36 protein-coding genes are annotated in these 23,072 nt (G+C 35.2%); 34 read left to right on the top strand and 2 right to left on the bottom strand.

The window, feature by feature from the left end; genetic code table 11:
- Positions 1–2 precede the first annotated feature (2 nt).
- The 30 genes from rpsJ to carA all read left to right on the top strand — a co-directional run bounded on the left by rpsJ (position 3) and on the right by carA (position 15,702).
- Entirely contained in the window at positions 3–308 is a 306-nt protein-coding gene (rpsJ, locus tag FNW38_RS01400; protein ID WP_011963470.1) for a 30S ribosomal protein S10, read from the top strand.
- Between the two features lie 155 nt (positions 309–463).
- Positions 464–1,081 carry a 50S ribosomal protein L3 gene (gene rplC / locus FNW38_RS01395; RefSeq protein WP_143387621.1) on the top strand — a complete coding sequence of 206 codons (618 nt, stop codon included), beginning with the start codon at positions 464–466 and terminating at the stop codon, positions 1,079–1,081.
- The gene (gene rplD / locus FNW38_RS01390; protein ID WP_143387620.1) at positions 1,081–1,710 is read left to right on the top strand and encodes a 50S ribosomal protein L4; all 630 of its coding nucleotides are present in this window, start codon (positions 1,081–1,083) and stop codon (positions 1,708–1,710) included. Before rplC ends, rplD begins: the two co-directional genes overlap by 1 nt.
- Positions 1,711–1,716: 6 nt before the next feature.
- On the top strand, positions 1,717–2,007 hold the full coding sequence (rplW, locus tag FNW38_RS01385; RefSeq protein ID WP_104000023.1) for a 50S ribosomal protein L23: 291 nt from the start codon (positions 1,717–1,719) through the stop codon (positions 2,005–2,007).
- A 6-nt stretch (positions 2,008–2,013) separates the two neighbouring features.
- Entirely contained in the window at positions 2,014–2,838 is an 825-nt protein-coding gene (gene rplB, locus FNW38_RS01380; protein WP_059114053.1) for a 50S ribosomal protein L2, read from the top strand.
- 6 nt (positions 2,839–2,844) lie between these two features.
- The gene (gene rpsS / locus FNW38_RS01375; RefSeq protein WP_007136562.1) at positions 2,845–3,123 is read left to right on the top strand and encodes a 30S ribosomal protein S19; all 279 of its coding nucleotides are present in this window, start codon (positions 2,845–2,847) and stop codon (positions 3,121–3,123) included.
- Positions 3,124–3,129: 6 nt separating this feature from the next.
- Positions 3,130–3,543, top strand: a complete 414-nt coding sequence (rplV, locus tag FNW38_RS01370; protein ID WP_035668120.1) for a 50S ribosomal protein L22 — start codon at positions 3,130–3,132, stop codon at positions 3,541–3,543.
- Positions 3,544–3,548: 5 nt separating this feature from the next.
- Positions 3,549–4,310, top strand: coding sequence for a 30S ribosomal protein S3 (gene rpsC / locus FNW38_RS01365; RefSeq protein ID WP_039110223.1), 762 nt, complete (start codon positions 3,549–3,551; stop codon positions 4,308–4,310).
- 19 nt (positions 4,311–4,329) lie between these two features.
- Entirely contained in the window at positions 4,330–4,755 is a 426-nt protein-coding gene (rplP, locus tag FNW38_RS01360) for a 50S ribosomal protein L16 (RefSeq protein ID WP_007803637.1), read from the top strand.
- A gap of 13 nt (positions 4,756–4,768) precedes the next feature.
- A complete protein-coding gene (gene rpmC / locus FNW38_RS01355) occupies positions 4,769–4,960 on the top strand; it encodes a 50S ribosomal protein L29 (RefSeq protein ID WP_035668115.1) in 192 nt (63 codons plus the stop codon).
- A gap of 17 nt (positions 4,961–4,977) precedes the next feature.
- Complete coding sequence (gene rpsQ, locus FNW38_RS01350; protein WP_039110222.1) at positions 4,978–5,238, top strand: 30S ribosomal protein S17; 261 nt, start codon at positions 4,978–4,980, stop codon at positions 5,236–5,238.
- Between the two features lie 2 nt (positions 5,239–5,240).
- Positions 5,241–5,609, top strand: a complete 369-nt coding sequence (gene rplN, locus FNW38_RS01345; protein ID WP_026717863.1) for a 50S ribosomal protein L14 — start codon at positions 5,241–5,243, stop codon at positions 5,607–5,609.
- 12 nt (positions 5,610–5,621) lie between these two features.
- Positions 5,622–5,936 (top strand): 50S ribosomal protein L24, encoded by a 315-nt coding sequence (gene rplX, locus FNW38_RS01340; RefSeq protein ID WP_035668111.1) that lies wholly within the window; start codon positions 5,622–5,624, stop codon positions 5,934–5,936.
- A 2-nt stretch (positions 5,937–5,938) separates the two neighbouring features.
- On the top strand, positions 5,939–6,490 hold the full coding sequence (rplE, locus tag FNW38_RS01335) for a 50S ribosomal protein L5 (RefSeq protein ID WP_091173704.1): 552 nt from the start codon (positions 5,939–5,941) through the stop codon (positions 6,488–6,490).
- Positions 6,491–6,493: 3 nt separating this feature from the next.
- Positions 6,494–6,763: a 30S ribosomal protein S14 gene (gene rpsN / locus FNW38_RS01330; RefSeq protein ID WP_007136553.1), complete on the top strand. Its 270-nt coding sequence runs from the start codon at positions 6,494–6,496 to the stop codon at positions 6,761–6,763.
- Positions 6,764–6,886: 123 nt separating this feature from the next.
- A complete protein-coding gene (gene rpsH / locus FNW38_RS01325; RefSeq protein WP_039110221.1) occupies positions 6,887–7,285 on the top strand; it encodes a 30S ribosomal protein S8 in 399 nt (132 codons plus the stop codon).
- An 18-nt stretch (positions 7,286–7,303) separates the two neighbouring features.
- Positions 7,304–7,846 carry a 50S ribosomal protein L6 gene (gene rplF / locus FNW38_RS01320; RefSeq protein ID WP_144064344.1) on the top strand — a complete coding sequence of 181 codons (543 nt, stop codon included), beginning with the start codon at positions 7,304–7,306 and terminating at the stop codon, positions 7,844–7,846.
- Positions 7,847–7,857: 11 nt separating this feature from the next.
- The gene (gene rplR, locus FNW38_RS01315) at positions 7,858–8,208 is read left to right on the top strand and encodes a 50S ribosomal protein L18 (RefSeq protein ID WP_113636694.1); all 351 of its coding nucleotides are present in this window, start codon (positions 7,858–7,860) and stop codon (positions 8,206–8,208) included.
- Positions 8,209–8,214: 6 nt separating this feature from the next.
- On the top strand, positions 8,215–8,742 hold the full coding sequence (gene rpsE / locus FNW38_RS01310) for a 30S ribosomal protein S5 (RefSeq protein ID WP_035668102.1): 528 nt from the start codon (positions 8,215–8,217) through the stop codon (positions 8,740–8,742).
- 12 nt (positions 8,743–8,754) lie between these two features.
- Positions 8,755–8,937 (top strand): 50S ribosomal protein L30, encoded by a 183-nt coding sequence (rpmD, locus tag FNW38_RS01305; RefSeq protein WP_035668100.1) that lies wholly within the window; start codon positions 8,755–8,757, stop codon positions 8,935–8,937.
- An 11-nt stretch (positions 8,938–8,948) separates the two neighbouring features.
- Complete coding sequence (gene rplO, locus FNW38_RS01300; protein WP_143387619.1) at positions 8,949–9,401, top strand: 50S ribosomal protein L15; 453 nt, start codon at positions 8,949–8,951, stop codon at positions 9,399–9,401.
- A gap of 13 nt (positions 9,402–9,414) precedes the next feature.
- Positions 9,415–10,761 (top strand): preprotein translocase subunit SecY, encoded by a 1,347-nt coding sequence (secY, locus tag FNW38_RS01295; protein WP_143387618.1) that lies wholly within the window; start codon positions 9,415–9,417, stop codon positions 10,759–10,761.
- A gap of 3 nt (positions 10,762–10,764) precedes the next feature.
- Positions 10,765–10,980, top strand: coding sequence for a translation initiation factor IF-1 (gene infA, locus FNW38_RS01290; RefSeq protein ID WP_007136545.1), 216 nt, complete (start codon positions 10,765–10,767; stop codon positions 10,978–10,980).
- A 12-nt stretch (positions 10,981–10,992) separates the two neighbouring features.
- On the top strand, positions 10,993–11,109 hold the full coding sequence (ykgO, locus tag FNW38_RS01285) for a type B 50S ribosomal protein L36 (RefSeq protein WP_008992256.1): 117 nt from the start codon (positions 10,993–10,995) through the stop codon (positions 11,107–11,109).
- 2 nt (positions 11,110–11,111) lie between these two features.
- Positions 11,112–11,486, top strand: coding sequence for a 30S ribosomal protein S13 (gene rpsM / locus FNW38_RS01280; RefSeq protein WP_143387617.1), 375 nt, complete (start codon positions 11,112–11,114; stop codon positions 11,484–11,486).
- 8 nt (positions 11,487–11,494) lie between these two features.
- Entirely contained in the window at positions 11,495–11,878 is a 384-nt protein-coding gene (gene rpsK, locus FNW38_RS01275) for a 30S ribosomal protein S11 (RefSeq protein WP_024981527.1), read from the top strand.
- 92 nt (positions 11,879–11,970) lie between these two features.
- Positions 11,971–12,576, top strand: coding sequence for a 30S ribosomal protein S4 (rpsD, locus tag FNW38_RS01270; RefSeq protein ID WP_143387616.1), 606 nt, complete (start codon positions 11,971–11,973; stop codon positions 12,574–12,576).
- A gap of 21 nt (positions 12,577–12,597) precedes the next feature.
- Positions 12,598–13,590: a DNA-directed RNA polymerase subunit alpha gene (locus tag FNW38_RS01265; RefSeq protein WP_039110214.1), complete on the top strand. Its 993-nt coding sequence runs from the start codon at positions 12,598–12,600 to the stop codon at positions 13,588–13,590.
- A gap of 36 nt (positions 13,591–13,626) precedes the next feature.
- Positions 13,627–14,139, top strand: coding sequence for a 50S ribosomal protein L17 (gene rplQ, locus FNW38_RS01260; RefSeq protein ID WP_143387615.1), 513 nt, complete (start codon positions 13,627–13,629; stop codon positions 14,137–14,139).
- Positions 14,140–14,601: 462 nt separating this feature from the next.
- Positions 14,602–15,702, top strand: a complete 1,101-nt coding sequence (gene carA, locus FNW38_RS01255) for a glutamine-hydrolyzing carbamoyl-phosphate synthase small subunit (RefSeq protein ID WP_144064345.1) — start codon at positions 14,602–14,604, stop codon at positions 15,700–15,702.
- Positions 15,703–15,801: 99 nt separating this feature from the next.
- On the opposite strand, the gene FNW38_RS01250 is transcribed toward carA, so the two are convergent.
- The gene (locus FNW38_RS01250; protein WP_144064346.1) at positions 15,802–17,139 is read right to left on the bottom strand and encodes an erythromycin esterase family protein; all 1,338 of its coding nucleotides are present in this window, start codon (positions 17,137–17,139) and stop codon (positions 15,802–15,804) included.
- A 400-nt stretch (positions 17,140–17,539) separates the two neighbouring features.
- Here FNW38_RS01250 and eno point away from each other — a divergent pair, with 400 nt between their 5' ends.
- The 4 genes from eno to ctlX all read left to right on the top strand — a co-directional run bounded on the left by eno (position 17,540) and on the right by ctlX (position 22,240).
- Positions 17,540–18,832, top strand: coding sequence for a phosphopyruvate hydratase (gene eno / locus FNW38_RS01245; RefSeq protein ID WP_143387612.1), 1,293 nt, complete (start codon positions 17,540–17,542; stop codon positions 18,830–18,832).
- Between the two features lie 156 nt (positions 18,833–18,988).
- Positions 18,989–20,272, top strand: a complete 1,284-nt coding sequence (locus tag FNW38_RS01240) for a citrate synthase (protein WP_143387611.1) — start codon at positions 18,989–18,991, stop codon at positions 20,270–20,272.
- 65 nt (positions 20,273–20,337) lie between these two features.
- Positions 20,338–21,252, top strand: a complete 915-nt coding sequence (locus FNW38_RS01235; protein WP_144064347.1) for a dimethylarginine dimethylaminohydrolase family protein — start codon at positions 20,338–20,340, stop codon at positions 21,250–21,252.
- Between the two features lie 52 nt (positions 21,253–21,304).
- Positions 21,305–22,240: a citrulline utilization hydrolase CtlX gene (ctlX, locus tag FNW38_RS01230; protein ID WP_144064348.1), complete on the top strand. Its 936-nt coding sequence runs from the start codon at positions 21,305–21,307 to the stop codon at positions 22,238–22,240.
- 54 nt (positions 22,241–22,294) lie between these two features.
- Here ctlX and FNW38_RS01225 read toward each other — a convergent pair whose 3' ends face one another.
- Complete coding sequence (locus FNW38_RS01225) at positions 22,295–22,924, bottom strand: MarC family NAAT transporter (RefSeq protein WP_143387712.1); 630 nt, start codon at positions 22,922–22,924, stop codon at positions 22,295–22,297.
- Positions 22,925–23,072: the final 148 nt, after the last annotated feature.

The following is a 23,072-nucleotide window of genomic DNA, read 5'->3' as shown; positions in this document are numbered from 1 at the left end:
AAATGAGTCAAAAAATCAGAATAAAATTAAAATCTTACGATCACATGTTGGTAGACAAGTCTGCTGAAAAGATTGTAAAAACTGTAAAAAGTACAGGTGCAGTAGTAACAGGACCAATTCCATTGCCAACTCACAAAAAACTTTTCACTGTACTACGTTCTCCGCACGTTAACAAAAAAGCGAGAGAGCAATTTGAAGTAATGTCATACAAGAGATTAATTGACATTTATTCATCTTCATCTAAAACTATTGATGCTTTAATGAAACTTGAATTGCCAAGTGGAGTTGAAGTTGAAATCAAAGTTTAAGTAGTTTAAGAGTAAAAAGGAACGCTGTTTTTAACCGAAAAATATTTTTTTGGATTGTGTGTAAATAAGTTATACTTTTGCACCACTTTAAAAAAATAGGATTGGGTTAAAAGCTGCGTTCTATATTTATATTTAATAATTAATAATTAATAATTATGTCTGGGTTAATTGGTAAAAAAATCGGCATGACTAGCATTTTCGACGAGAACGGGAAGAATATTCCTTGTACAGTAATCGAAGCTGGACCATGTGTTGTTACCCAAGTCAGAACCAAAGGTGTTGACGGGTACGAAGCGTTGCAACTTGGTTTCGATGACAAAAACGAGAAACATTCCACAAAAGCGGCTTTAGGTCACTTTAAAAAAGCGGGAACTGTAGCTAAGAAAAAAGTCGTTGAATTCCGAGATTTCGCAACTGAACAAAATTTAGGAGATCTTATAGATGTTTCTATTTTTTCTGAAGGAGAATTTGTAGATGTACAAGGTGTATCTAAAGGTAAAGGTTTTCAAGGGGTTGTAAAACGTCACGGTTTTGGTGGTGTTGGTCAAGCAACTCACGGTCAACACAACCGTTTAAGAGCGCCGGGTTCTGTGGGAGCTTCTTCTTATCCATCTAGAGTATTCAAAGGAATGCGTATGGCTGGACGTATGGGAGGAGACAATGTAAAAGTTCAAAACCTTAGAGTTTTAAAAGTAGTTGCTGAAAAGAACCTACTTGTTATAAAAGGATGTGTTCCTGGATGTAACAACTCTTATGTAATCATTCAGAAGTAATGGAAGCAAAAGTATTAGATTTCAACGGAAAAGATACTGGAAGAAAAGTTCAACTTTCTGATTCAGTATTTGGTATAGAACCAAACAATCACGCAGTATACCTTGATGTAAAGCAATATCTTGCTAATCAAAGACAAGGAACGCACAAAGCTAAAGAAAGAGCTGAAGTTGCGGGAAGTACACGTAAGATTAAAAAACAAAAAGGAACTGGTACTGCTCGTGCGGGTAGTGCAAAGAATCCATTGTTTAAAGGTGGTGGAACAGTTTTCGGACCAAGACCAAGAAGTTATTCATTCAAATTGAATAAAAGCTTGAAACGTTTGGCTAGAAAATCTGCTTTCTCAATTAAAGCAAAAGAGTCGAACATTATCGTTCTTGAAGACTTTAATTTTGAAACACCAAACACTAAAAATTTCATCAACGTTTTGAAAGCTTTAGAGTTACAGGATAAAAAATCCCTGTTTGTGTTGGGTGATACAAATAAAAATGTATATTTGTCGTCACGCAATTTAAAGGGCTCTAGCGTGGTAAGTAGCTTAGAATTAAGTACTTACGCTATATTAAACGCTAATAATTTAGTGCTTTTAGAGAGTTCTTTGGAGATAATTGAAGAAAATTTAAGTAAATAATAGGATATGAGCATCATAATTAAGCCTATAGTAACGGAAAAAGTAACCAAAGAAAGTGAAGTTTTAAACCGCTTCGGATTTGTTGTTGACAAAAAAGCAAATAAAGTACAAATTAAGAAAGCTGTTGAAGCTGCTTATGGAGTAACTGTTTTGAGTGTTAACACAATGAACGTAAGACCGGATAGAACTACTAAATACACTAAAAGTGGTTTAATCAGTGGAAAGACTAATGCAATTAAAAAAGCAATTGTTCAAGTACAAGAAGGAGAAACAATTGATTTTTACAACAATATCTAAGATAAAATGTCAGTAAGAAAATTAAAACCTATTACCCCAGGTCAGCGATTTAGAGTTGTGAATGGTTATGACGCCATTACAACTGATAAGCCGGAACGCTCTTTGATAGCGCCGATAAAAAACTCTGGTGGTAGAAATAGTCAAGGAAAGATGACCATGCGTTATACGGGTGGTGGTCACAAGCAGAGATATCGTATCATTGATTTTAAGCGTACAAAAGAAGGGATTCCTGCGACGGTAAAATCAATTGAATATGATCCAAATCGTACTGCATTCATCGCTTTATTAGCGTATGCTGATGGAGAGAAAACATATGTTATTGCTCAAAACGGATTGAAAGTTGGTCAGAAATTAGTTTCTGGTCCTGAATCTCAGCCTGAAATTGGTAATACATTACCTTTAAGCAGAATTCCATTAGGAACTGTTATTTCTTGTATTGAATTGAGACCAGGTCAAGGAGCGGTAATCGCTCGTTCTGCTGGAACATTTGCTCAATTAATGGCAAGAGATGGAAAATATGCTACAATTAAAATGCCTTCTGGTGAAACAAGATTAATCTTGTTGACTTGTTCGGCTACAATTGGAGCGGTTTCTAATTCAGACCACCAATTAGTTGTATCTGGAAAAGCAGGTAGAACAAGATGGTTAGGAAGAAGACCTAGAACAAGACCTGTTGCAATGAACCCTGTCGATCACCCAATGGGTGGTGGTGAAGGACGTTCTTCTGGTGGACATCCACGTTCAAGAAATGGAATACCAGCTAAAGGTTATAGAACTCGTTCTAAGAAAAACCCGAGTAACAAGTATATCGTAGAACGTAGAAAGAAATAATAAGATATGGCACGTTCATTAAAAAAAGGACCTTTCGTTCATTATAAGTTAGACAAGAAAGTTCAGGAAAACATTGCAGGTGGAAATAAAGGAGTGGTTAAGACATGGTCTAGAGCTTCTATGATTACTCCGGACTTTGTTGGGCAAACTATCGCAGTTCATAACGGTCGTCAATTTGTACCAGTTTACGTAACAGAAAACATGGTAGGTCACAAATTAGGAGAATTTTCACCAACTAGATCTTTTAGAGGTCATGCTGGAGCAAAAAATAAAGGTAAAAAATAAGAAGCAATGGGAGTTCGTAAAAGAGAAACAGCAGATGCAAGAAAAGAGGCTAACAAGTCATTGGCTTTTGCAAAGTTAAATAACTGCCCTACTTCACCTAGAAAAATGCGCTTAGTAGCAGATCTAGTAAGAGGTCAGAAGGTAGAAAGAGCACTTAACATCTTAAGATTCAGTTCTAAAGAAGCTTCAAGAAAATTAGAAAAATTGGTTTTATCAGTAATTGCCAACTGGCAAGCTAAAAACCCTGAAGCTAATATGGAAGAAGCTGGTTTATTTGTTAAGGAAATCCGAGTTGATGGTGGAATGATGTTGAAAAGACTTCGTCCAGCTCCACAAGGAAGAGCACACAGAATTAGAAAACGTTCTAACCACGTAACAATCGTGCTTGGAGCTATCAATAACACACAAAGCAATTCTTAAGCAGCATGGGACAAAAGACAAATCCAATTGGAAATAGACTTGGTATCATCAGAGGATGGGACTCGAACTGGTATGGTGGAAATGATTACGGTGATAAACTTGCCGAAGATCACAAAATCAGAAAGTATATCCATGCTCGTTTATCAAAAGCTAGTGTATCGAAAGTAATCATCGAGAGAACTTTGAAACTTGTAACCGTTACTATCACTACTGCCAGACCTGGTATCATTATCGGAAAAGGTGGACAAGAGGTAGACAAGTTGAAAGAAGAACTTAAGAAAATTACTGACAAAGAGGTTCAAATTAACATCTTTGAAATCAAAAGACCTGAGCTTGACGCTTATCTAGTTGCGACTAGCATCTGTCGTCAAATCGAAAGCAGAATTTCTTACAGACGTGCTATTAAAATGGCAATCGCAGCCTCTATGCGTATGAACGCTGAAGGAATTAAAGTTCTGATTTCTGGTCGTTTGAATGGTGCTGAAATGGCACGTTCAGAAGGTTTCAAAGAAGGTAGAATTCCTCTATCAACTTTCAGAGCTGACATTGATTATGCTTTGGCTGAAGCTCATACTACTTATGGTAGAATGGGAATCAAAGTATGGATCATGAAAGGTGAAGTTTATGGAAAGAGAGATCTTTCCCCGCTTGCAGGAATGGATAAAAAACAATCCGGAACTGGTGGTGGTAAAGGTGGCGATTCTCCTAGAGGAGATAGAAAGCCTTTTAATAAAGGTGGAAAACCAGACGCTCGTAAAAGAAAGTAAATTTTTAAACTAAAGAAAAATGTTACAGCCTAAAAGAACAAAATACCGTAAGGTACAAAAGGGTAAAATGAAAGGAAATTCTCAAAGAGGACATGAACTTTCTAATGGAATGTTTGGTATTAAATCTGTACATGAAGATGGAATGTTCTTAACTTCTCGTCAAATTGAAGCTGCGCGTATTGCTGCAACTCGTTTTATGAAGAGAGAAGGACAATTATGGATCAAAATATTTCCAGACAAACCAATTACTAAGAAACCTCTTGAGGTACGTATGGGTAAAGGTAAAGGTGCAGTTGAGTATTGGGCTGCCGTTGTTAAACCCGGAAGAATTATGTTTGAAGTTGGAGGAGTACCTTTGTCAGTTGCAAAAGAGGCGTTACGTCTTGCAGCTCAAAAGCTTCCAGTAAAAACTAAATTCGTTGTTGCTAGAGATTTCGAAGCATAATTAATTATATATTATGAAACAATCAGAAATAAAAGATCTTTCTGCAGCGGAGTTGCAAGAAAAACTTAGCCAGACTAAGAAGGCATATGCCGACCTAAAAATGGCTCACGCTATTTCTCCAATTGAGAACCCACTTCAAATTAGAAGTGTAAGAAGAACAGTTGCAAGATTAGCTACAGAACTTACTAAAAGAGAGTTACAATAACTGTATTCTGCTGAAAGATGGAAGAAAAAAGAAATTTAAGAAAAGAAAGAGTTGGTGTTGTTACTTCAGACAAAATGGATAAATCTATTGTTGTTGCTGAAGTGCGTAAAGTTAAACACCCGTTATACGGTAAGTTCGTGTTGAAAACTAAAAAGTATCACGCACACGACGAAAAGAACGACTGCAACATTGGAGATACTGTAAGGATTAGCGAAACGCGTCCTATGAGTAAAACAAAATGTTGGAGGTTAGTTGAAATCCTAGAAAGAGCTAAATAATTATGGTACAACAAGAATCAAGACTAAAAGTAGCAGATAACACTGGAGCAAAGGAAGTTTTAACTATCCGTGTTTTAGGAGGTACCAAAAGAAGGTATGCCTCTGTTGGTGACAAGATTGTAGTTTCTATCAAAGATACTGCTCCTAACGGAAGCGTTAAAAAAGGAGCTGTTTCAACTGCAGTTGTTGTACGTACCAAAAAAGAAGTAAGAAGAGCCGATGGTTCATACATTAGATTTGATGACAACGCATGTGTGTTATTGAATGCTGCTGGTGAAATGAGAGGAACTCGTGTTTTTGGTCCGGTAGCAAGAGAACTTCGTGAAAAACAATTCATGAAAATTGTATCATTAGCACCAGAAGTGCTTTAATTCGTTTTTAAGATGATAAAGCTAAAAATAAAATCAGGTGACATCGTAAGAGTAATTGCTGGAGACCATAAAGGTGCTGAAGGTAAAGTTTTACGTGTGTACCGTGAGAAAAACAAAGCGATTGTTGAAGGTGTAAACATGGTTTCAAAACATACGAAACCTAGTGCAAAAAGCCCTCAAGGTGGTATCGTAAAGAAAGAAGCTTCTATACAAATATCTAATATTTCTTTAATTGATCCTAAAACTAAGGAAACAACTAGAGTTGGTATTAGAGTAGAAGGAGATAAGAAAGTAAGATTTTCAAAAAAATCTAATCAAGTACTATAGTAATGGCGTATATACCTAGACTAAAAGAAGAATATAAGAGCAGAGTAATTGCTGCTCTTAAAGAGGAATTCGGATACGTAAACGTAATGCAAGTTCCAAAATTGGAAAAAATCGTTTTAAGTAAAGGAGTTGGTGCAGCTGTATCTGATAAAAAACTAATCGACTATGCGGTTGATGAGTTGACAAAGATCACTGGACAGAAAGCAGTATCTACAATTTCAAAGAAAGACGTTGCGTCATTCAAATTGAGAAAAGGGATGCCGATTGGAGCAAAAGTTACTTTGCGTGGAGAAAGAATGTATGAGTTTTTAGATAGACTTATTACTTCAGCTTTGCCACGTGTAAGAGATTTCAGTGGTATTAAAGCTACTGGATTTGACGGAAGAGGAAATTACAACCTTGGAGTTTTGGAACAAATCATTTTCCCAGAAATTGATATTGATAAAGTAAACAAAATTTCAGGAATGGATATCTCTTTTGTAACTAGTGCAAAAACAGATAAAGAAGCAAAGTCTCTATTGACAGAATTAGGATTACCTTTTAAAAAGAATTAAGACATGGCTAAAGAATCAATGAAAGCCCGCGAGGTTAAGAGAGAAAAAACAGTAGCTAAGTATGCTGAGAAAAGAAAAGCTTTGTTAGAAGCTGGAGATTTCGTAGGTTTGCAAAAGTTACCAAAAAATGCTTCGCCAGTTCGTTTGCACAATCGTTGTAAATTAACAGGTAGACCAAGAGGGTATATGCGTCAATTCGGTCTTTCACGTGTTACATTTCGTGAAATGGCTAATAATGGATTGATACCTGGTGTTAAAAAGGCATCTTGGTAAGACGTAATTTATTGCGTCCTGATACAGACTTAACATAAGTTTCGTCTGTATCATAAACATTTATAAATTGGTTTCAGGTTCGGCAAATAGTTTGCTGAAAACCAAAACCGCAAATTAATACACATGTATACAGATCCTATTGCAGATTATTTGACAAGAGTTCGTAACGCTGTGGCTGCAAACCACAAAGTTGTTGAAATTCCTGCATCTAATCTAAAAAAAGAAATAACTAAGATCTTATTTGATCAAGGTTATATCTTGAGTTACAAATTTGAAGACAACGCTGTTCAGGGTTCAATCAAAATCGCTTTGAAGTATGATAAAGATACTAAAGAGTCAGTAATTAAAGATATCCAAAGAATTAGTAAACCAGGTTTACGTAAGTATTCAGGTTCTTCATCTATTCCAAGAATCCTTAACGGATTAGGAATTGCTATTGTTTCTACATCAAAAGGTTTGATGACAGGAAAGAAAGCCAGACAGTTAAATGTTGGTGGTGAAGTAATTTGTTACGTTTACTAATCATTAAAATAGTAGAAGATGTCAAGAATAGGTAAAAATCCGGTTGTAATCCCTGCTGGTGTAACTGTTGAAGTTGCAAATGGTATTATTACAGTAAAAGGAAAAAATGGTCAACTAACTCAGGAGTTTTCGGACGTTACTGTTACAGTTGAAGACGGTCAGGTTCAAGTAGACAGATCGTCTGATCACAAAGACCAAAGAGCAAAACACGGTTTATATAGATCTTTAATCAATAACATGATTATTGGTGTAAATGAAGGTTTTACTAAATCATTAGAATTGGTAGGAGTTGGTTATAGAGCTTCAAATCAAGGACAAAAATTAGATTTAGCTCTTGGATATTCTCACAATATAGTTTTAGAAATTGCTCCAGAAGTAGCTTTGGAGACGATATCTGAAAAAGGTAAAAACCCTATCGTGAAATTAACATCATTTGACAAACAACTTTTAGGACAGGTAGCTGCGAAAATCAGAGGTTTTCGTAAGCCTGAGCCGTATAAAGGAAAAGGTGTTAAATTTGTAGGTGAAGTATTAAGAAGAAAAGCAGGTAAATCAGCTTAAAAAATAAGATTATGTCATTAACAAAACCTGAAAGAAGACAACGAATTAGATTCAGAATTAGAAAAACAATTAGTGGTACTGCTACTAATCCAAGACTATCTGTATTTAGAAGTAACAAAGAAATTTACGCTCAACTTATTGATGACGTAAACGGAGTTACTATATTGGCGGCTTCTTCAAGAGAAAAAGAAATAGGTAACGGTACGAACATTGAAGTGGCTACAGCAGTTGGAAAACTAGTTGCTGAAAAAGCTTTAAAAGCTGGGATAGACGTGGTAACTTTCGATAGAGGAGGTTATTTATATCACGGTCGTATTAAATCATTAGCGGAAGGCGCAAGAGCGGCTGGACTTAAATTCTAATATAGTATGTCTAATAGTAAATACAAGAATGTAGAGTTAGTAAAACCAAGTGGTCTTGAATTAAAAGATCGTTTGGTAAGTGTGAATCGTGTTACTAAGGTTACAAAGGGTGGTAGAGCTTTTGGTTTTTCTGCTATTGTAGTTGTAGGTGATGAAAATGGAGTGGTTGGACACGGATTAGGAAAATCTAAAGACGTTTCTGAAGCAATTGCGAAAGCAGTAGAAGATGCTAAGAAAAATTTAGTAAAAATTCCTTTGAATGGTCAATCGGTTCCTCACGAACAAAAAGGTAAATTTGGTGGTGCACGTGTTTTCTTAATTCCTGCGTCTCATGGTACAGGAGTTATTGCTGGTGGAGCTGTTCGTTCAGTTCTTGAATCAGTAGGAATTCATGATGTATTATCTAAATCACAAGGATCATCAAATCCTCACAACGTAGTTAAGGCAACTTTTGATGCTTTATTGCAAATGAGAAGTGCTTATACTGTTGCGAAACAAAGAGGCGTTTCTTTAGAAAAAGTTTTTAAAGGTTAATTCAAGGAAATTATGGCTAAATTATTAGTAAAACAAGTTAGAAGCAAAATCAACTGTCCTCTTACTCAAAAGAGAGGATTAGAAGCTTTAGGTCTACGTAAAATGGGACAAGTTGTAGAGCATGATTCAAACCCTACAATCCTTGGGATGATAAATAAAGTTAAACACTTAGTTTCTGTTGAAGAAACTAAATAACAAATACTGTTATGAATTTAAGTAACTTACAACCTGCTGAAGGTTCTACACACAATCAAAATAAAAGATTAGGTAGAGGAGAAGGTTCTGGAAAAGGTGGTACTTCTGCAAGAGGTCACAAAGGAGCAAAATCTCGTTCTGGTTATTCTAAAAAGATTGGTTTTGAAGGTGGTCAAATGCCACTTCAAAGACGTGTGCCTAAGTTTGGTTTTACAAACATCAATCGTAAAGAATACGAAGGTGTAAACCTTGATACGCTTCAATTGTTGGTAGACAATGGTGTGGTAACTGATGCTGTTGATATGACAGTATACGTTGCTAACCGTTTGGCTACTAAAAACGAAATCGTTAAGATTTTAGGAAGAGGAGAGTTGACAGCAAAATTAAAGGTAACCGCTCACAAATTTACTGCTACTGCAAAAGCTGCTATTGAAGCTGCTGGTGGAGAAGCTGTAACAATATAATTTTTCTATTAAGATGAAGAAATTTATTGAATCATTAAGTAATGTTTGGAAAATTGAGGAACTGAAAAATAGAATTCTAATCACTTTAGGGTTGCTTTTAGTATATCGTTTTGGAGCTCAAGTAACTCTTCCTGGTATTGATGCAACACAATTAGGGAATTTAGCCGGCCAGACTAAGGATGGAATCGGTTCTATTCTTGACATGTTTACCGGAGGTGCATTTTCTCAAGCTTCAGTTTTTGCTTTGGGTATTATGCCTTACATTTCTGCATCAATCGTTGTTCAGTTAATGGGAATTGCAATACCTTATTTGCAGAAACTTCAAAGTGATGGAGAAAGTGGTAGAAAAAAGATTAATCAAATTACTCGTTGGTTAACAATAGGTATTACTTTAGTTCAAGGACCAACTTATATCTATAATCTTTATAGAACATTACCTAGTAATGCGTTTTTATTGGGATTTAATTCTTTTGAATTCTTATTTTCTTCAGTAATTATTTTGGTTACAGGTACAATTTTTGCCATGTGGTTAGGAGAAAAAATCACTGACAAAGGAATCGGAAACGGTATTTCATTGTTGATTATGGTTGGTATTTTAGCTCGATTTCCACAAGCTTTTATTCAAGAATTTACTACCCGTGTGACTAATAATAATGGTGGGCCGATGTTATTGGTTATCGAAGTTATTATCTGGTTATTGGTTATTATAGCTTGTGTATTATTAGTAATGGCAGTCCGCAAAATACCTGTTCAGTATGCTCGTCGTACATCTTCAGGTGATTATGAACAAGATGTTATGGGTGGTAATAGACAATGGATTCCATTAAAGCTTAACGCTTCAGGGGTTATGCCTATTATATTTGCTCAGGCAATTATGTTTATACCTGCTGCTGTGGCAGGGTTGTCAAAATCAGATGCATCACAATCAATTGTTGGCGCTTTTAGTAATATGTTCGGTTTTTGGTATAATTTAGTTTTCGCAACTTTAATAATTGTGTTTACTTTCTTTTATACCGCCATTACCGTTCCTACAAACAAAATGTCTGATGATTTAAAAAGAAGCGGTGGTTTTATTCCTGGTGTTAGACCTGGAGTTGAAACTTCTGATTATCTTGACAAAGTGATGTCTTTGATAACTTTCCCAGGATCTTTATTTCTTGCTTTAATCGCTGTGTTCCCAGCAATTGTTGTAAGCGTTATGGATGTTCAACAATCTTGGGCAATGTTTTTTGGAGGTACCTCATTAATTATTATGGTTGGAGTTGCCATAGACACGATGCAGCAAATCAATTCATATTTGTTAAACAGACATTATGATGGTTTAATGAAGACTGGTAAAAATAGAAAAGCAGTAGCTTAATTTATGGCAAAACAATCAGCAATAGAACAAGACGGTTCGATCATTGAAGCATTATCAAATGCAATGTTTCGTGTAGAGTTAGAAAATGGACATATTGTAATCGCACATATATCTGGAAAAATGCGTATGCATTACATCAAATTATTACCTGGTGATAAAGTGAAACTAGAAATGAGCCCTTACGATTTGTCAAAAGCAAGAATTACTTATAGATATTAAAGGATATTCAAAATGAAAGTTAGAGCTTCAGTAAAAAAGAGAAGTCCCGAGTGCAAAATTGTGCGAAGAAAAGGGAGATTGTACGTAATAAACAAAAAGAATCCTAGATTTAAACAAAGACAAGGATAGTTATGGCAAGAATAGCAGGGGTAGATATCCCAAAAAATAAGAGAGGTGTTATAGCACTTACCTATATCTTCGGATTAGGAAGAAGTAGAGCTATTGAGATTTTAGAAAAAGCTCAAGTTAGCCAAGATAAAAAAGTTCAAGACTGGAATGATGATGAGATCGGAGCAATTCGTGAAGCAGTATCAACTTTCAAAATTGAAGGAGAATTGCGTTCTGAAGTTTCTTTAAACATCAAACGTTTAATGGATATTGGATGTTATAGAGGTATCCGTCATAGATCTGGTCTTCCATTAAGAGGACAAAGAACTAAAAACAACTCTAGAACAAGAAAAGGTAAGAGAAAAACTGTTGCCAACAAGAAAAAAGCAACTAAATAATAAGTAATATGGCTAAAGCAACTGCAAAAAAACGTAAAGTTATCGTTGAATCAACGGGAGAAGCTCATATTTCTGCTACTTTTAACAATATCATCATTTCTTTGACAAACAAAAAAGGTGAAGTTATTTCTTGGTCTTCAGCTGGTAAAATGGGTTTTAGAGGTTCTAAAAAGAACACTCCATACGCAGCCCAAATGGCAGCAGAAGATTGTAGTAAAGTAGCTCTTGAAGCTGGACTTAAAAAAGTAAAGGTTTATGTTAAAGGACCAGGAAACGGACGTGAGTCTGCGATCCGTTCTTTGCATAACGGTGGAATTGAAGTGACTGAGATTATCGATGTTACTCCAATGCCTCACAATGGATGTCGTCCTCCTAAAAGACGTAGAGTTTAATACTCAAAATATTATATAGTATAACATAGGTAGAATATAGATTATCGGAGGATACGACCTGAATTCATAATCTCTACCTTAAATTTTTTAAAATGGCAAGATATACTGGTCCAAAAACCAAAATCGCTCGTAAATTTGGCGAAGCAATTTTCGGAGACGATAAAGCTTTCGAAAAAAGAAATTACCCACCTGGACAACACGGGATGGCTAAAAAAAGAGGAAAAAAATCTGAATATGCTGTCCAGTTAATGGAAAAGCAAAAAGCTAAATATTCTTACGGAATATTAGAAAAACAATTCAGAAATTTATTCGAAAAAGCATCAGCTACTAAAGGAGTTACTGGTGAAGTATTATTACAATTGTGTGAAGCAAGATTAGATAACGTTGTTTTTAGAATGGGTATTGCTCCTTCTAGAAGAGGTGCGCGTCAAATCGTTTCTCACAGACATGTAACCGTAAACGGTGAAGTGGTTAATATTCCTTCTTACCACCTTAAACCTGGTGATAAAGTTGCTGTTCGTGAAAAATCTAAATCTTTAGAAGCTATCGAACGTTCTTTATCTAATTCAAGTCATGTTTATGAATGGATTACTTGGAATAATGATATCAAAGAAGGTACTTTCGTTTCTGTACCAGCTAGACTTCAAATTCCAGAAAACATTAAAGAACAATTAATCGTAGAGTTGTACAACAAATAATAATTGACTTAGTCGAAATTTATGGCAATATTTAATTTTCAGAAGCCCGATAAAGTTATCATGATCGATTCAACCGATTTTGAAGGTAAATTTGAATTTAGACCTTTAGAACCAGGATACGGATTGACCGTTGGTAATGCACTTAGAAGAGTTTTGCTTTCAGCATTAGAAGGTTATGCAATTACATCTGTTCGCATTGAAGGTGTAGATCATGAGTTTTCTACTATTTCAGGAGTTGTTGAAGACGTTACCGAAATTATTCTTAATCTTAAACAAGTACGTTTCAAACGTCAAATTGAAGATATAGATAATGAATCAGTTACTATTTCTGTTTCAGGTAAAGATCAATTAACAGCTGGTGATTTTCAAAAATTTATTTCAGGTTTCCAAGTTTTGAATCCAGAACTGGTTATTTGTAATTTAGACAGTAAGATCAAACTTAATTTCGATTTAACAATCGAAAAAGGTAGAGGATATGTTCCTGCTGAAGAGAACAAAAAACAGAATGCTGCAATTGGAACTATTTTTACAGATTCAATTTTTACTCCGGTAAAAAATGTAAAATATGCGATTGAAAACTTCCGTGTAGAGCAAAAAACAGATTATGAAAAATTAGTTTTTGAAATAAAAACTGATGGTTCTATCAATCCAAAAGATGCCCTTACTGAAGCTGCAAAAGTTTTAATTCACCATTTCATGTTATTCTCTGACGAAAGAATTACACTCGAGGCTGACGAAATTGCACAAACAGAATCGTATGATGAAGAGTCATTACATATGAGACAATTGCTTAAAACTAAGCTTGTTGATATGGATCTTTCTGTAAGAGCATTAAATTGTTTGAAAGCGGCTGAAGTTGATACACTTGGTGACTTAGTATCGTTCAATAAAAATGACCTAATGAAATTCCGTAATTTTGGTAAAAAATCTTTAACTGAACTTGATGAGCTTGTTGCAGTTAAAAATTTAAACTTCGGTATGGATTTAGCAAAATACAAACTAGATAAAGAATAATCTAATCCGCCTTGGCGGATTACATTTCATAAAGCAATGAGACACGGAAAAAAATTCAATCACTTAAGCAGACAGACTGCACATAGAAAATCTATGTTAGCTAATATGGCTTGTTCTCTTATTGAGCACAAACGTATTAACACTACTGTTGCTAAAGCAAAAGCGCTTAAACAATTCGTTGAGCCTTTAATAACAAAATCTAAAGCTGATACAACTCACAATCGTCGTATCGTTTTTGGATACTTACGTAGCAAATATGCGGTAACTGACTTGTTCAGAGACGTAGCTGCTAAAGTAGGAGACCGTCCAGGTGGATACACTCGTATCATTAAAGTTGGAAATCGTTTAGGAGATAATGCTGATATGGCAATGATCGAATTAGTAGATTTCAATGAACTTTACAATGGTGGTAAAAAAGAAGTTAAAAAAGCAAAAAGCCGTCGTGGTGGTAAAGCTAAGAAAGATGAAGCTACTGAAGCTCCAGCTGCTGACTCGAGCGCTAGCGAACAGGCGAAGCAAACTGAAACAACTACAGAGACTGCTGAATAGTTATGAAAATAATCATTCAATAAAATCAAGGATAAGCTAGTACTAGTTTATCCTTTTTTTTTGATTTTTTTTAATTTGAGGAGCACAACATTATACATTTAAAGGAACTTTTCACCTGCTTTTCGCTATATCTTTTCATGCCATTCTTCCTTCGTCAGAAGGACAAGAAAAGGATACCGCTTCAAACGAAGTTCACTGAACTCCTATGAAAAATAGAGGCTAAGTGAAGTAATCAGGGCTACTTAGAACGATTGTTTTTCATAAGAAGTCTTTCGAAAATAGAATCCAGGATTTAGACTCCTATTTCTTTTGATATTTGTAGGAGGATTGTTTTAAAATATAAATTTTAAAAAGATTGCATCCATTACTTTAAAGAATTAAATTTGCACAATATTTAACTACACATGAAACGAGTTTATTCGAGTTACATGAGACCATTAAAAAAATAATAGAAATCAACGAATGAAATATACAACACGACAAAAAGCAATTCTTCTATTAAGTGACGGAACTATATTCCATGGTAAATCTATTGGAATCAGTGGAACCACTTTTGGGGAAGTTTGTTTTAACACAGGAATGACAGGGTATCAGGAAATATTCACGGATCCATCTTATTTTGGACAGTTAATGGTAGCCACCAATGCTCATATTGGAAATTATGGGGTAAATGAGAAAGAAATTGAATCGGATAGCATTAAAATTTCAGGTTTGGTTTGTAAAAACTTTAGCTTCAATTACTCTCGCGAAGATGCTTCAGAAAGTTTGGAAGACTATTTTATTAAACAAAATCTTATCTGCATTTCAGATGTAGATACGCGTGCTTTGGTGAGCTATATACGTGACAACGGTGCTATGAATGCTGTAATTTGTACAGATGAAACACCAATTGAAGAACTGAAAGCTTTACTGGAAAAAGTGCCGGATATGAAAGGACTAGAGTTAGCTTCTAAGGTTTCTACTGCTGAACCTTACTTTTTTGGTGATGAGAATGCAACGTATAAGATTTCCGCTCTTGACTTAGGAATTAAAATGAATATTCTTCGTAACCTTGCCAAAAGAGATTGCTATATCAAAGTGTTTCCTTTTGATTCTTCTTACCAAGATTTAGCGGCATTTAATCCAGATGGGTATTTTTTATCTAATGGACCTGGTGATCCTGAGCCTCTTTCCGGTGCTATTCAAGTAGCAAAAGAAATTCTTGAAAACAACAATCCATTATTCGGAATCTGTCTTGGACACCAAGTAATTGGTTTGGCTAACGGAATTTCGACTTATAAAATGTTTAACGGTCACAGAGGAATAAACCATCCTGTAAAAAACATCATTACTGGAAAAGGAGAAATCACTTCTCAAAATCACGGTTTTGCTGTAAATAAAGAAGAGTTGGAAAATCATCCTGATTTAGAAATTACACATCTTCATCTTAATGATGGTACTGTTGCAGGAATGCGAATGAAAAACAAAAATTGTTTCTCAGTGCAATACCATCCTGAGGCAAGTCCGGGACCACATGATGCTTCCTATTTATTTGATCAGTTTATAGAAAATATAAAAAGTTAAGAATGCTGCTAGATATCATCTAATATGGCACGAAAATTTAAAATAGTAGGGTTTGACTTTTAATTAAGTCAAGCCCTTTTTTTATAAAGCAATACAAACTTACATACCAAAAGGATAAGTTTCAGGGATTTGGTTCCCATCCGGTTGGATGTGTATGGGATGTAATGCGTTTGTTTCGTCAAGAAATATGAAAGCATCATATCTTTTTGGTAGTAGTGTAGGAACGTAATTTCCGAATCTTTCATGCTCTGGATTATAAACTACCCCAATGGCCCGATGTCCTATATAGGTAGAAAGACATTTTTCGTCCTTTATTTTATTCATTAATACTAATTTATTTTTTCCGTTACCTGCAAGATGAAAAGCATGTTCCCAACTTCCCACGACTGCTTCCGGAACTTTTATTTTTCGCATGGAATCGCCCCATTCTCTTCCGGCAACCACACTTCCTTTGTATGAACCAAATCCTACCGCAACTACTCCATCACTCAAATGTTGCTCTCTTACTAACTGCCCCACATTTACCATACCCTCGGACGCCATTTCTGTAGCACGTGCGTCGCCAATGTGCGTATTGTGTTCCCAGACTATTATTTTCGCTTCCTTTCCGTGGAATTTCATAAGCCGCTCTATAGTGGAAACCATGTGCTCGTCCCGAATATTCCAGGAGGCTGAACCTCTTTTTATCATGGCGCGATAATATTTTTCAGCATTTCTGGCAATGAATGCATTTTGTTCGGTACTCAAAACATTTTCTGGATCATGATTGTAGTTGGGAATATTTTTTATTATTTCCGTCAGCATGTGCAGGATTTCTTTTTCACATAGTTCCGGTACGTATGAAGAGGCTCTGGCGTACGTTTGGCCTTCGTCTTTGCCGTAAGGCTCGAAGCATTTCATGGCTGTTTTTGCAACTGCCAGTGCTTTGGGATCATTTTTTTCTAAATATTGAATAATGGAATTCATTGATTCTCTGAAGCTGTATACATCTAAACCATAAAATCCTATTCTCTTATCAGGGGATAAATCTTCGTTATAAACCTTCAGCCAATCGATGAATGCTGCAGTTTCCCAATTAGCCCACATCCACGTTGGCCATCTTTTAAATTCATTCATGACACTAAAGATGTCTTTTCCGGAATTTAAATATCCTTTTGCATACCGATTCAAACGGTAGCAATCTGGCCAGTCGCCTTCGACTCCTACAAAAGAGAAGCCTTTTTCCTTTATCAGTCGTTGTGTAATTTTAGCTCTCCAAGTATAATATTCATGTGTTCCATGTGAGGCTTCGCCCAAAAGGACATATTTTGCGTCTCCGATATAATCGATTAATGGATCTAAATCTGCTGTATTTTCCAATGGAGAAGACGTTTTGTTCAATAATGCTACAATTTCACTAGAATTATTTAAATTGTTACGGTTTTTTAAAGGGTCCATCGCGTTTTTATTTTTTTTTATTTATAGCTTGAATAGTAAAAATTTTCAATTAAGAAAGATACGAAATAAAGGGTGTTTTTATGATTAAAAAAATGAATATAAAGTTACTTTATATTATTGATAATGAGGTTGTTTTTGATTGATTTGTTAGTCTTAATTAATTGGTTTTAGTTTAAAATTAGCAGGATTAAGTTTAGGATAAAATGCTGCCAATTGGTTTGTTTTGATGGTAAGGGAATCGTAAAAAATAACAAATAATGTAAAAATAAATTCTTAAAATAGCTTAAATGTTTTGTTTGTGAAAAAATTATAACGTTTTCGTTAATAACATTCATTATTTTCATTAAATGATTACAAAAGATAGAATATATTTGTATTTTAAAATTTAAATTTTAGTATTATGAGTATAATTATCAAAATTCACGCAAGACAAATTTTCGATTCAAGAGGAAATCCTACAATTGAAGTAGATGTAATTACAGACAATGGTGTTTTAGGAAGAGCGGCTGTACCATCTGGTGCTTCAACTGGAGAACATGAAGCAGTTGAATTACGTGATGGAGGAAAAGCATTTCTTGGAAAAGGAGTTTTGAATGCTGTGAAAAATGTTAATACCATTATTTCTGAAGAACTTGTTGGAGTTTCAGTTTTCGAACAAAATCTTATTGATCAAATGATGATTGATTTAGATGGTACTCCAAATAAATCTAACTTAGGAGCAAATGCAATATTAGGCGTTTCTCTAGCGGTTGCAAAAGCTGCTGCGAATGAACTAGGTTTACCTTTATATAGATACATAGGTGGTGTTTCTGCGAATACATTGCCAGTTCCAATGATGAATATCATCAATGGAGGTTCTCATTCTGATGCGCCTATCGCATTTCAGGAATTTATGATTTTCCCTGTGAAAGCAACATCATTTTCACATGCAATGCAAATGGGAACGGAAATTTTTCATAGTTTGAAAAAAGTGTTACACGACAGAGGGCTTTCAACTGCAGTGGGTGATGAAGGTGGTTTTGCACCAAATCTTCCTGGAGGAACTGAAGATGCTTTGGATACGATCAAAAAAGCGGTTGAAACTGCAGGATATACTTTTGGAGATGAAATCATGATTGCTTTAGACTGTGCTTCTGCAGAGTTTTATGTAAATGGAAAATACGACTATACTAAATTTGAAGGCGAAACGGGTAAGATCAGATCTTCTGCAGAGCAAGTAGATTATTTAGCAGAATTAGTGGCTAAATATCCAATCATTTCTATCGAAGATGGAATGGATGAGAATGACTGGGACGGATGGAAATTGCTTACGGAAAAAATTGGCGATAAAGTACAATTAGTTGGAGATGATTTATTCGTTACCAATGTGACGCGTTTGGCTACAGGTATTGAAAAAGGAATCGCTAATTCAATCCTTGTAAAAGTAAACCAAATTGGAACGTTGACAGAAACTATTGCAGCGGTTAACATGGCTAAGAATGCAGGGTATACTTCAGTGATGTCACACCGTTCAGGAGAGACAGAAGATAACACCATTGCAGATTTAGCAGTAGCTTTGAATTGTGGTCAAATTAAAACAGGTTCGGCTTCTCGTTCAGATCGTATGGCTAAATACAACCAATTATTAAGAATTGAGGAAGAACTAGGAAATACAGCTTATTTTCCAGGTAAAAACGCTTTCAAAATAAAATAATTTCATAATAATTTTTAAAAAAAAGCCATTCACGTAAAGTGAGTGGCTTTTTTTGTGAGTTTTAACAATTTCATTGTGTTATTCATTTTTTAATTAATTTGAAATTCCCTAGATTTGGTAAATTATTATTTTAAAAGTTTTATTTCCAATTATATTATGTCAAAAACAGCAACATTAGAAATAGATGGCGAAAAATTTGAACTTCCTATCATTGTAGGAACTGAAAATGAAGTTGCTATCGATATTAACAAATTACGTGATTTGTCGGGTGCAATTACTATTGATCCGGGCTACAAAAATTCAGGTTCTTGTAAAAGCGAAATTACTTTCCTTGATGGAGAACTTGGGATTTTGCGTTATAGAGGGTATTCAATAGAAGATTTAGCTGAAAAGGCAGATTTTTTAGAAGTTTCTTATCTTTTAATTTTTGGAGAATTGCCAACTAAAGTTCAGTTAGAGCAATTTGAAAATGATATTAGAAAATATACTTTGGTCAACGAGGAAATGAAAAACATCATTGACGGTTTTCCAAAAACAGCTCATCCAATGGGTGTTTTAGCTGCTTTGACAAGTGCTTTGACAGCATTTAATCCAAAGTCGGTGAATGTTGAAAATGATAAAGAGATGTATGAAGCAGTTTGCAAAACCATGGGTAAATTCTTGGTAATTGCAACTTGGACGTACAGAAAAAGTATGGGTTATCCTTTAAATTATTATGATAATACAAAGGGATATGTAGAGAATTTCATGCGTTTAATGTTTGAATTGCCAACGGAGCCTTATAAAGCAAGTCCTGTTGTAATTGATGCATTAGATAGATTGTTTATTCTTCATGCGGATCATGAGCAAAATTGTTCCACTTCGACAGTTAGAATGGTGGGTTCTTCTCATGCTGGATTATTTGCTTCAATATCTGCAGGAGTTTCTGCACTTTGGGGGCCTTTACATGGCGGTGCTAATCAAGCAGTACTTGAAATGCTGGAAGAAATCCACAAAAATGGTGGTGACGCTGAGAAATATATAGCTAAAGCAAAAGATAAAAATGATCCTTTCCGATTGATGGGATTTGGTCACAGAGTTTATAAAAATTTCGATCCAAGAGCGAAAATCATTAAAAAAGCGGCTAACGAAGTTTTGGCAACTTTAGGAGTGGAAGATCCAATTCTTGCTATCGCTAAGAAACTGGAAGAATCAGCTTTAGAAGATGAATATTTCAAATCAAGAAACTTATATCCAAATGTAGATTTCTATTCTGGAATTATTTACAGAGCATTAGGAATTCCTACAGATATGTTTACCGTAATGTTCGCCATTGGTCGTTTGCCTGGCTGGATTGCACAGTGGAAAGAAATGCGAGAAAATAAAGAACCTATCGGAAGACCAAGACAGATCTATACTGGTAGTCCTTTGAGAGACTTTGTCTCCTCTGACAAAAGATAAATTTCAATTCAAAAAGCTTCACTAATCTGTGAAGCTTTTTTTATATTTGCCAAAAGTGAAAATACATGCTAGCGTTACATATAAAGAATGAAACTTCAAGATTAAGGGTCGTAGTTTTAGGTTCGGCAATCAATAATGGGCCAACACCAAAGGCTGATGAAGCGTATGATCCAAAATCCTTAGAGCATATTTTAGCGGGTACTTATCCCAAAGAAGCGGATATGGTTGCTGAGATGGACGCCTTTAATAAAGTGCTGAAGAGATACAATGTGACTGTTTTTCGTCCGGAAATGATTGCCAATTACAATCAGATATTTACAAGGGACATTGGTTTTGTTATAGATGATATTTTTATTAAATCCAATATATTGCCCGACAGAGAACGGGAGTTAGATGCGATACAATATATTATTGATCAAGTTGATCCCAAAAAAGTCGTTCGCCCTCCAGAAGAAGTGCATATTGAAGGCGGAGACGTGATTTTGTGGAATGACTACATATTTCTTGGAACTTACAAAGGGAGCGATTACAAAGATTATATTACGGCAAGAACGAATGTGCAAGGAGTTCAATACATCAAAGATTTATTTCCAAATAAAATTGTTAAAGAATTCGATTTAGTGAAATCAAAAATTGAAGCCCGTGACAATGCTTTGCATTTGGATTGTTGTTTTCAGCCTGTTGGTAATGATAAAGGAATTATTTACAAAAGTGGATTCCGCGAAGAAGCAGATTACATGTTTCTTGTGAATCTTTTTGGAAAAGAAAACTTGTTTCACATTACAAGAAACGAAATGTATCATATGAATTCTAATGTTTTTTCCATAGATACGAATGTTGTTGTTTCCGAAAAAAACTTTACCAGATTAAACAATTGGTTGCGAGCCAATGATTTTGTAGTGGAAGAAATACCCTATGCGGAAATTGCAAAACAAGAAGGATTATTGCGATGTTCTACCTTACCTTTAATTAGAGATTAAATTTACTTTAGAGACGCACTGCTATGCGTCTCTACAAAAAAATAAATAAAAAATGAAACAGACAACAAATTCCATATTGATGATTCGCCCGGTGGCGTTTCGAATGAACGAACAAACGGCAGTAAACAATTATTACCAAAAAGTATTAGACGGGCTTTTGCCGGCAACCGTAAATGCCAAAGCGCAACAAGAATTTGATGCTTTTGTTGAAAAATTAAGAGCAGTTGGTGTTGACGTTACAGTTGTTGACGACACTTCAAATCCAGATACACCGGATAGCATTTTTCCAAACAATTGGGTTTCTTTTCACGAAAACGGGGATGTAGCATTGTATCCTATGTTTGCCGAAAACCGTCGTCAGGAACGTCGTGAAGATATTTTGGATATTCTGGAAGACAACCGTTTTGTAATCAATAATATAATGGATTACACATCGGCTGAGGAAGATGGTTTTTTCTTGGAAGGAACAGGAAGTTTAGTTCTGGACAGAGCCAATGCGAAAGCGTATTGTGCTTTATCTCCCAGAGCTGATGAAGAATTGTTTATCGAATTCTGTGAAGATTTTGATTATGCACCCGTAATTTTTGAAGCTTTTCAAACAGTCGATTCGGAGCGAAAACTGATTTATCACACGAATGTAATGATGTGCGTGGGAGAAACTTTTGCGGTGATTTGTGCGGATTGCATCGATGATAAAAAAGAACGCAAAATGGTTTTGGAGAATCTAAAAGAAAACGGAAAAGAAATCATTTTGATTACCGAAGCCCAAATGAACAATTTTGCAGGAAATATGCTTGAAGTTCGTGGTGCCAATGATAAAAGATATTTGGTTATGAGTGCAGCTGCACATCAAAGTCTAACGCCAAAACAGATTGAACAACTGGAAAAACACGCTGAAATTTTAAGCTCCAGTTTGGATACTATCGAGGCTTGTGGCGGTGGAAGTGCCAGATGTATGATGGCAGAAATTTTCTTGCCTAAAAATTAATTTTTTAACTCTGACAAGGTTCTCAGCCTTGTCAGAGTTAAAAAAATGTTGTATTTATATTAAATTGCCTTTAATAATATTGATAATAGCACTAACAATATATTGAATTCCAATTGCAATTACGATAAAACCAACGATTCTCGATATTGCAACTATTCCGGATGCTCCAAGTATTTTTGCTAAATAATGGGCGCTTCTAAGAATAATAAAAATAGCAATAGCGATAGCAAGAATGGCCAGTGAAGATATGATAATATCGCTGGTTGCGTTGTGTTCCTGATAAAATGCGATAAGTAAAGAAATGGACCCGGGACCCGCAAGCATAGGAATCGCGAGAGGTGTCAAGGCAATATCATTTCTTTTTTGGGCATCGGTTTCCACTTTTTTATTAATGCCTCTTTTTTTATTGAACTTCCCTGAAAGCAATGAAAATCCGGAACTCACAATGATTATTCCCCCTGCAATTCGAAGTGCGTCAATGCTGATGCCAAAAAATATCAAAACATATTGTCCTATAAAAAAGGAGATTATCAGTATCGCAAAAACATTTATCGCAGTCCATAAAGAAATTCTGGAACGCTCCAGTTTAGTGTCGTCTTGCGTGAGACCAACAAATATAGGAACCGTTCCAATAGGGTTTAATACTGAAAAAAGGGCAACAAACAGGTAAATAAAAAGATCCATGTTATTCTGATTTAATGCTGCAAAAATACTCTTTTTTTTTGCGCTATGAAAGGTGCAAATGTTAGGATATTGTTTTGATTGCTTTTGTAACTAAACCTAATAATTGCTAAACTCATGAACCTTTTTGATTACTTTTGCAAAATATAAT

This window comes from Flavobacterium gawalongense (assembly GCF_007097265.1).
In the GTDB taxonomy this organism is placed as follows: Bacteria; Bacteroidota; Bacteroidia; order Flavobacteriales; family Flavobacteriaceae; genus Flavobacterium; species Flavobacterium gawalongense.
The sequence above is the reverse complement of the archived record's forward strand: the minus strand, read 5'-3'. Positions and strand labels throughout refer to the sequence as shown.

Bases quoted from the DNA above. Each gene is read 5' to 3' on its own strand.
- carA (WP_144064345.1), top strand. From the start codon at position 14,602: ATGAAATATACAACACGACAAAAAGCAATTCTTCTATTAAGTGACGGA.
- rplW (WP_104000023.1), top strand. From the start codon at position 1,717: ATGAGCATCATAATTAAGCCTATAGTAACGGAAAAAGTAACCAAAGAA.
- secY (WP_143387618.1), top strand. From the start codon at position 9,415: ATGAAGAAATTTATTGAATCATTAAGTAATGTTTGGAAAATTGAGGAA.
- rplC (WP_143387621.1), top strand. From the start codon at position 464: ATGTCTGGGTTAATTGGTAAAAAAATCGGCATGACTAGCATTTTCGAC.
- rpsE (WP_035668102.1), top strand. From the start codon at position 8,215: ATGTCTAATAGTAAATACAAGAATGTAGAGTTAGTAAAACCAAGTGGT.
- FNW38_RS01235 (WP_144064347.1), top strand. From the start codon at position 20,338: ATGCTAGCGTTACATATAAAGAATGAAACTTCAAGATTAAGGGTCGTA.
- rpsN (WP_007136553.1), top strand. From the start codon at position 6,494: ATGGCTAAAGAATCAATGAAAGCCCGCGAGGTTAAGAGAGAAAAAACA.
- rpsD (WP_143387616.1), top strand. From the start codon at position 11,971: ATGGCAAGATATACTGGTCCAAAAACCAAAATCGCTCGTAAATTTGGC.
- rpsH (WP_039110221.1), top strand. From the start codon at position 6,887: ATGTATACAGATCCTATTGCAGATTATTTGACAAGAGTTCGTAACGCT.
- rplE (WP_091173704.1), top strand. From the start codon at position 5,939: ATGGCGTATATACCTAGACTAAAAGAAGAATATAAGAGCAGAGTAATT.
- FNW38_RS01240 (WP_143387611.1), top strand. From the start codon at position 18,989: ATGTCAAAAACAGCAACATTAGAAATAGATGGCGAAAAATTTGAACTT.
- rpmC (WP_035668115.1), top strand. From the start codon at position 4,769: ATGAAACAATCAGAAATAAAAGATCTTTCTGCAGCGGAGTTGCAAGAA.
- rpsQ (WP_039110222.1), top strand. From the start codon at position 4,978: ATGGAAGAAAAAAGAAATTTAAGAAAAGAAAGAGTTGGTGTTGTTACT.
- rplO (WP_143387619.1), top strand. From the start codon at position 8,949: ATGAATTTAAGTAACTTACAACCTGCTGAAGGTTCTACACACAATCAA.
- FNW38_RS01265 (WP_039110214.1), top strand. From the start codon at position 12,598: ATGGCAATATTTAATTTTCAGAAGCCCGATAAAGTTATCATGATCGAT.
- rplD (WP_143387620.1), top strand. From the start codon at position 1,081: ATGGAAGCAAAAGTATTAGATTTCAACGGAAAAGATACTGGAAGAAAA.
- FNW38_RS01250 (WP_144064346.1), bottom strand. From the start codon at position 17,139: ATGGACCCTTTAAAAAACCGTAACAATTTAAATAATTCTAGTGAAATT.
- rpsM (WP_143387617.1), top strand. From the start codon at position 11,112: ATGGCAAGAATAGCAGGGGTAGATATCCCAAAAAATAAGAGAGGTGTT.
- rpmD (WP_035668100.1), top strand. From the start codon at position 8,755: ATGGCTAAATTATTAGTAAAACAAGTTAGAAGCAAAATCAACTGTCCT.
- rpsJ (WP_011963470.1), top strand. From the start codon at position 3: ATGAGTCAAAAAATCAGAATAAAATTAAAATCTTACGATCACATGTTG.
- rplX (WP_035668111.1), top strand. From the start codon at position 5,622: ATGATAAAGCTAAAAATAAAATCAGGTGACATCGTAAGAGTAATTGCT.
- infA (WP_007136545.1), top strand. From the start codon at position 10,765: ATGGCAAAACAATCAGCAATAGAACAAGACGGTTCGATCATTGAAGCA.
- rplN (WP_026717863.1), top strand. From the start codon at position 5,241: ATGGTACAACAAGAATCAAGACTAAAAGTAGCAGATAACACTGGAGCA.
- rplF (WP_144064344.1), top strand. From the start codon at position 7,304: ATGTCAAGAATAGGTAAAAATCCGGTTGTAATCCCTGCTGGTGTAACT.
- rplV (WP_035668120.1), top strand. From the start codon at position 3,130: ATGGGAGTTCGTAAAAGAGAAACAGCAGATGCAAGAAAAGAGGCTAAC.
- rplB (WP_059114053.1), top strand. From the start codon at position 2,014: ATGTCAGTAAGAAAATTAAAACCTATTACCCCAGGTCAGCGATTTAGA.
- FNW38_RS01225 (WP_143387712.1), bottom strand. From the start codon at position 22,924: ATGGATCTTTTTATTTACCTGTTTGTTGCCCTTTTTTCAGTATTAAAC.
- rplR (WP_113636694.1), top strand. From the start codon at position 7,858: ATGTCATTAACAAAACCTGAAAGAAGACAACGAATTAGATTCAGAATT.
- ykgO (WP_008992256.1), top strand. From the start codon at position 10,993: ATGAAAGTTAGAGCTTCAGTAAAAAAGAGAAGTCCCGAGTGCAAAATT.
- eno (WP_143387612.1), top strand. From the start codon at position 17,540: ATGAGTATAATTATCAAAATTCACGCAAGACAAATTTTCGATTCAAGA.
- rplP (WP_007803637.1), top strand. From the start codon at position 4,330: ATGTTACAGCCTAAAAGAACAAAATACCGTAAGGTACAAAAGGGTAAA.
- rpsC (WP_039110223.1), top strand. From the start codon at position 3,549: ATGGGACAAAAGACAAATCCAATTGGAAATAGACTTGGTATCATCAGA.
- ctlX (WP_144064348.1), top strand. From the start codon at position 21,305: ATGAAACAGACAACAAATTCCATATTGATGATTCGCCCGGTGGCGTTT.
- rpsK (WP_024981527.1), top strand. From the start codon at position 11,495: ATGGCTAAAGCAACTGCAAAAAAACGTAAAGTTATCGTTGAATCAACG.
- rplQ (WP_143387615.1), top strand. From the start codon at position 13,627: ATGAGACACGGAAAAAAATTCAATCACTTAAGCAGACAGACTGCACAT.
- rpsS (WP_007136562.1), top strand. From the start codon at position 2,845: ATGGCACGTTCATTAAAAAAAGGACCTTTCGTTCATTATAAGTTAGAC.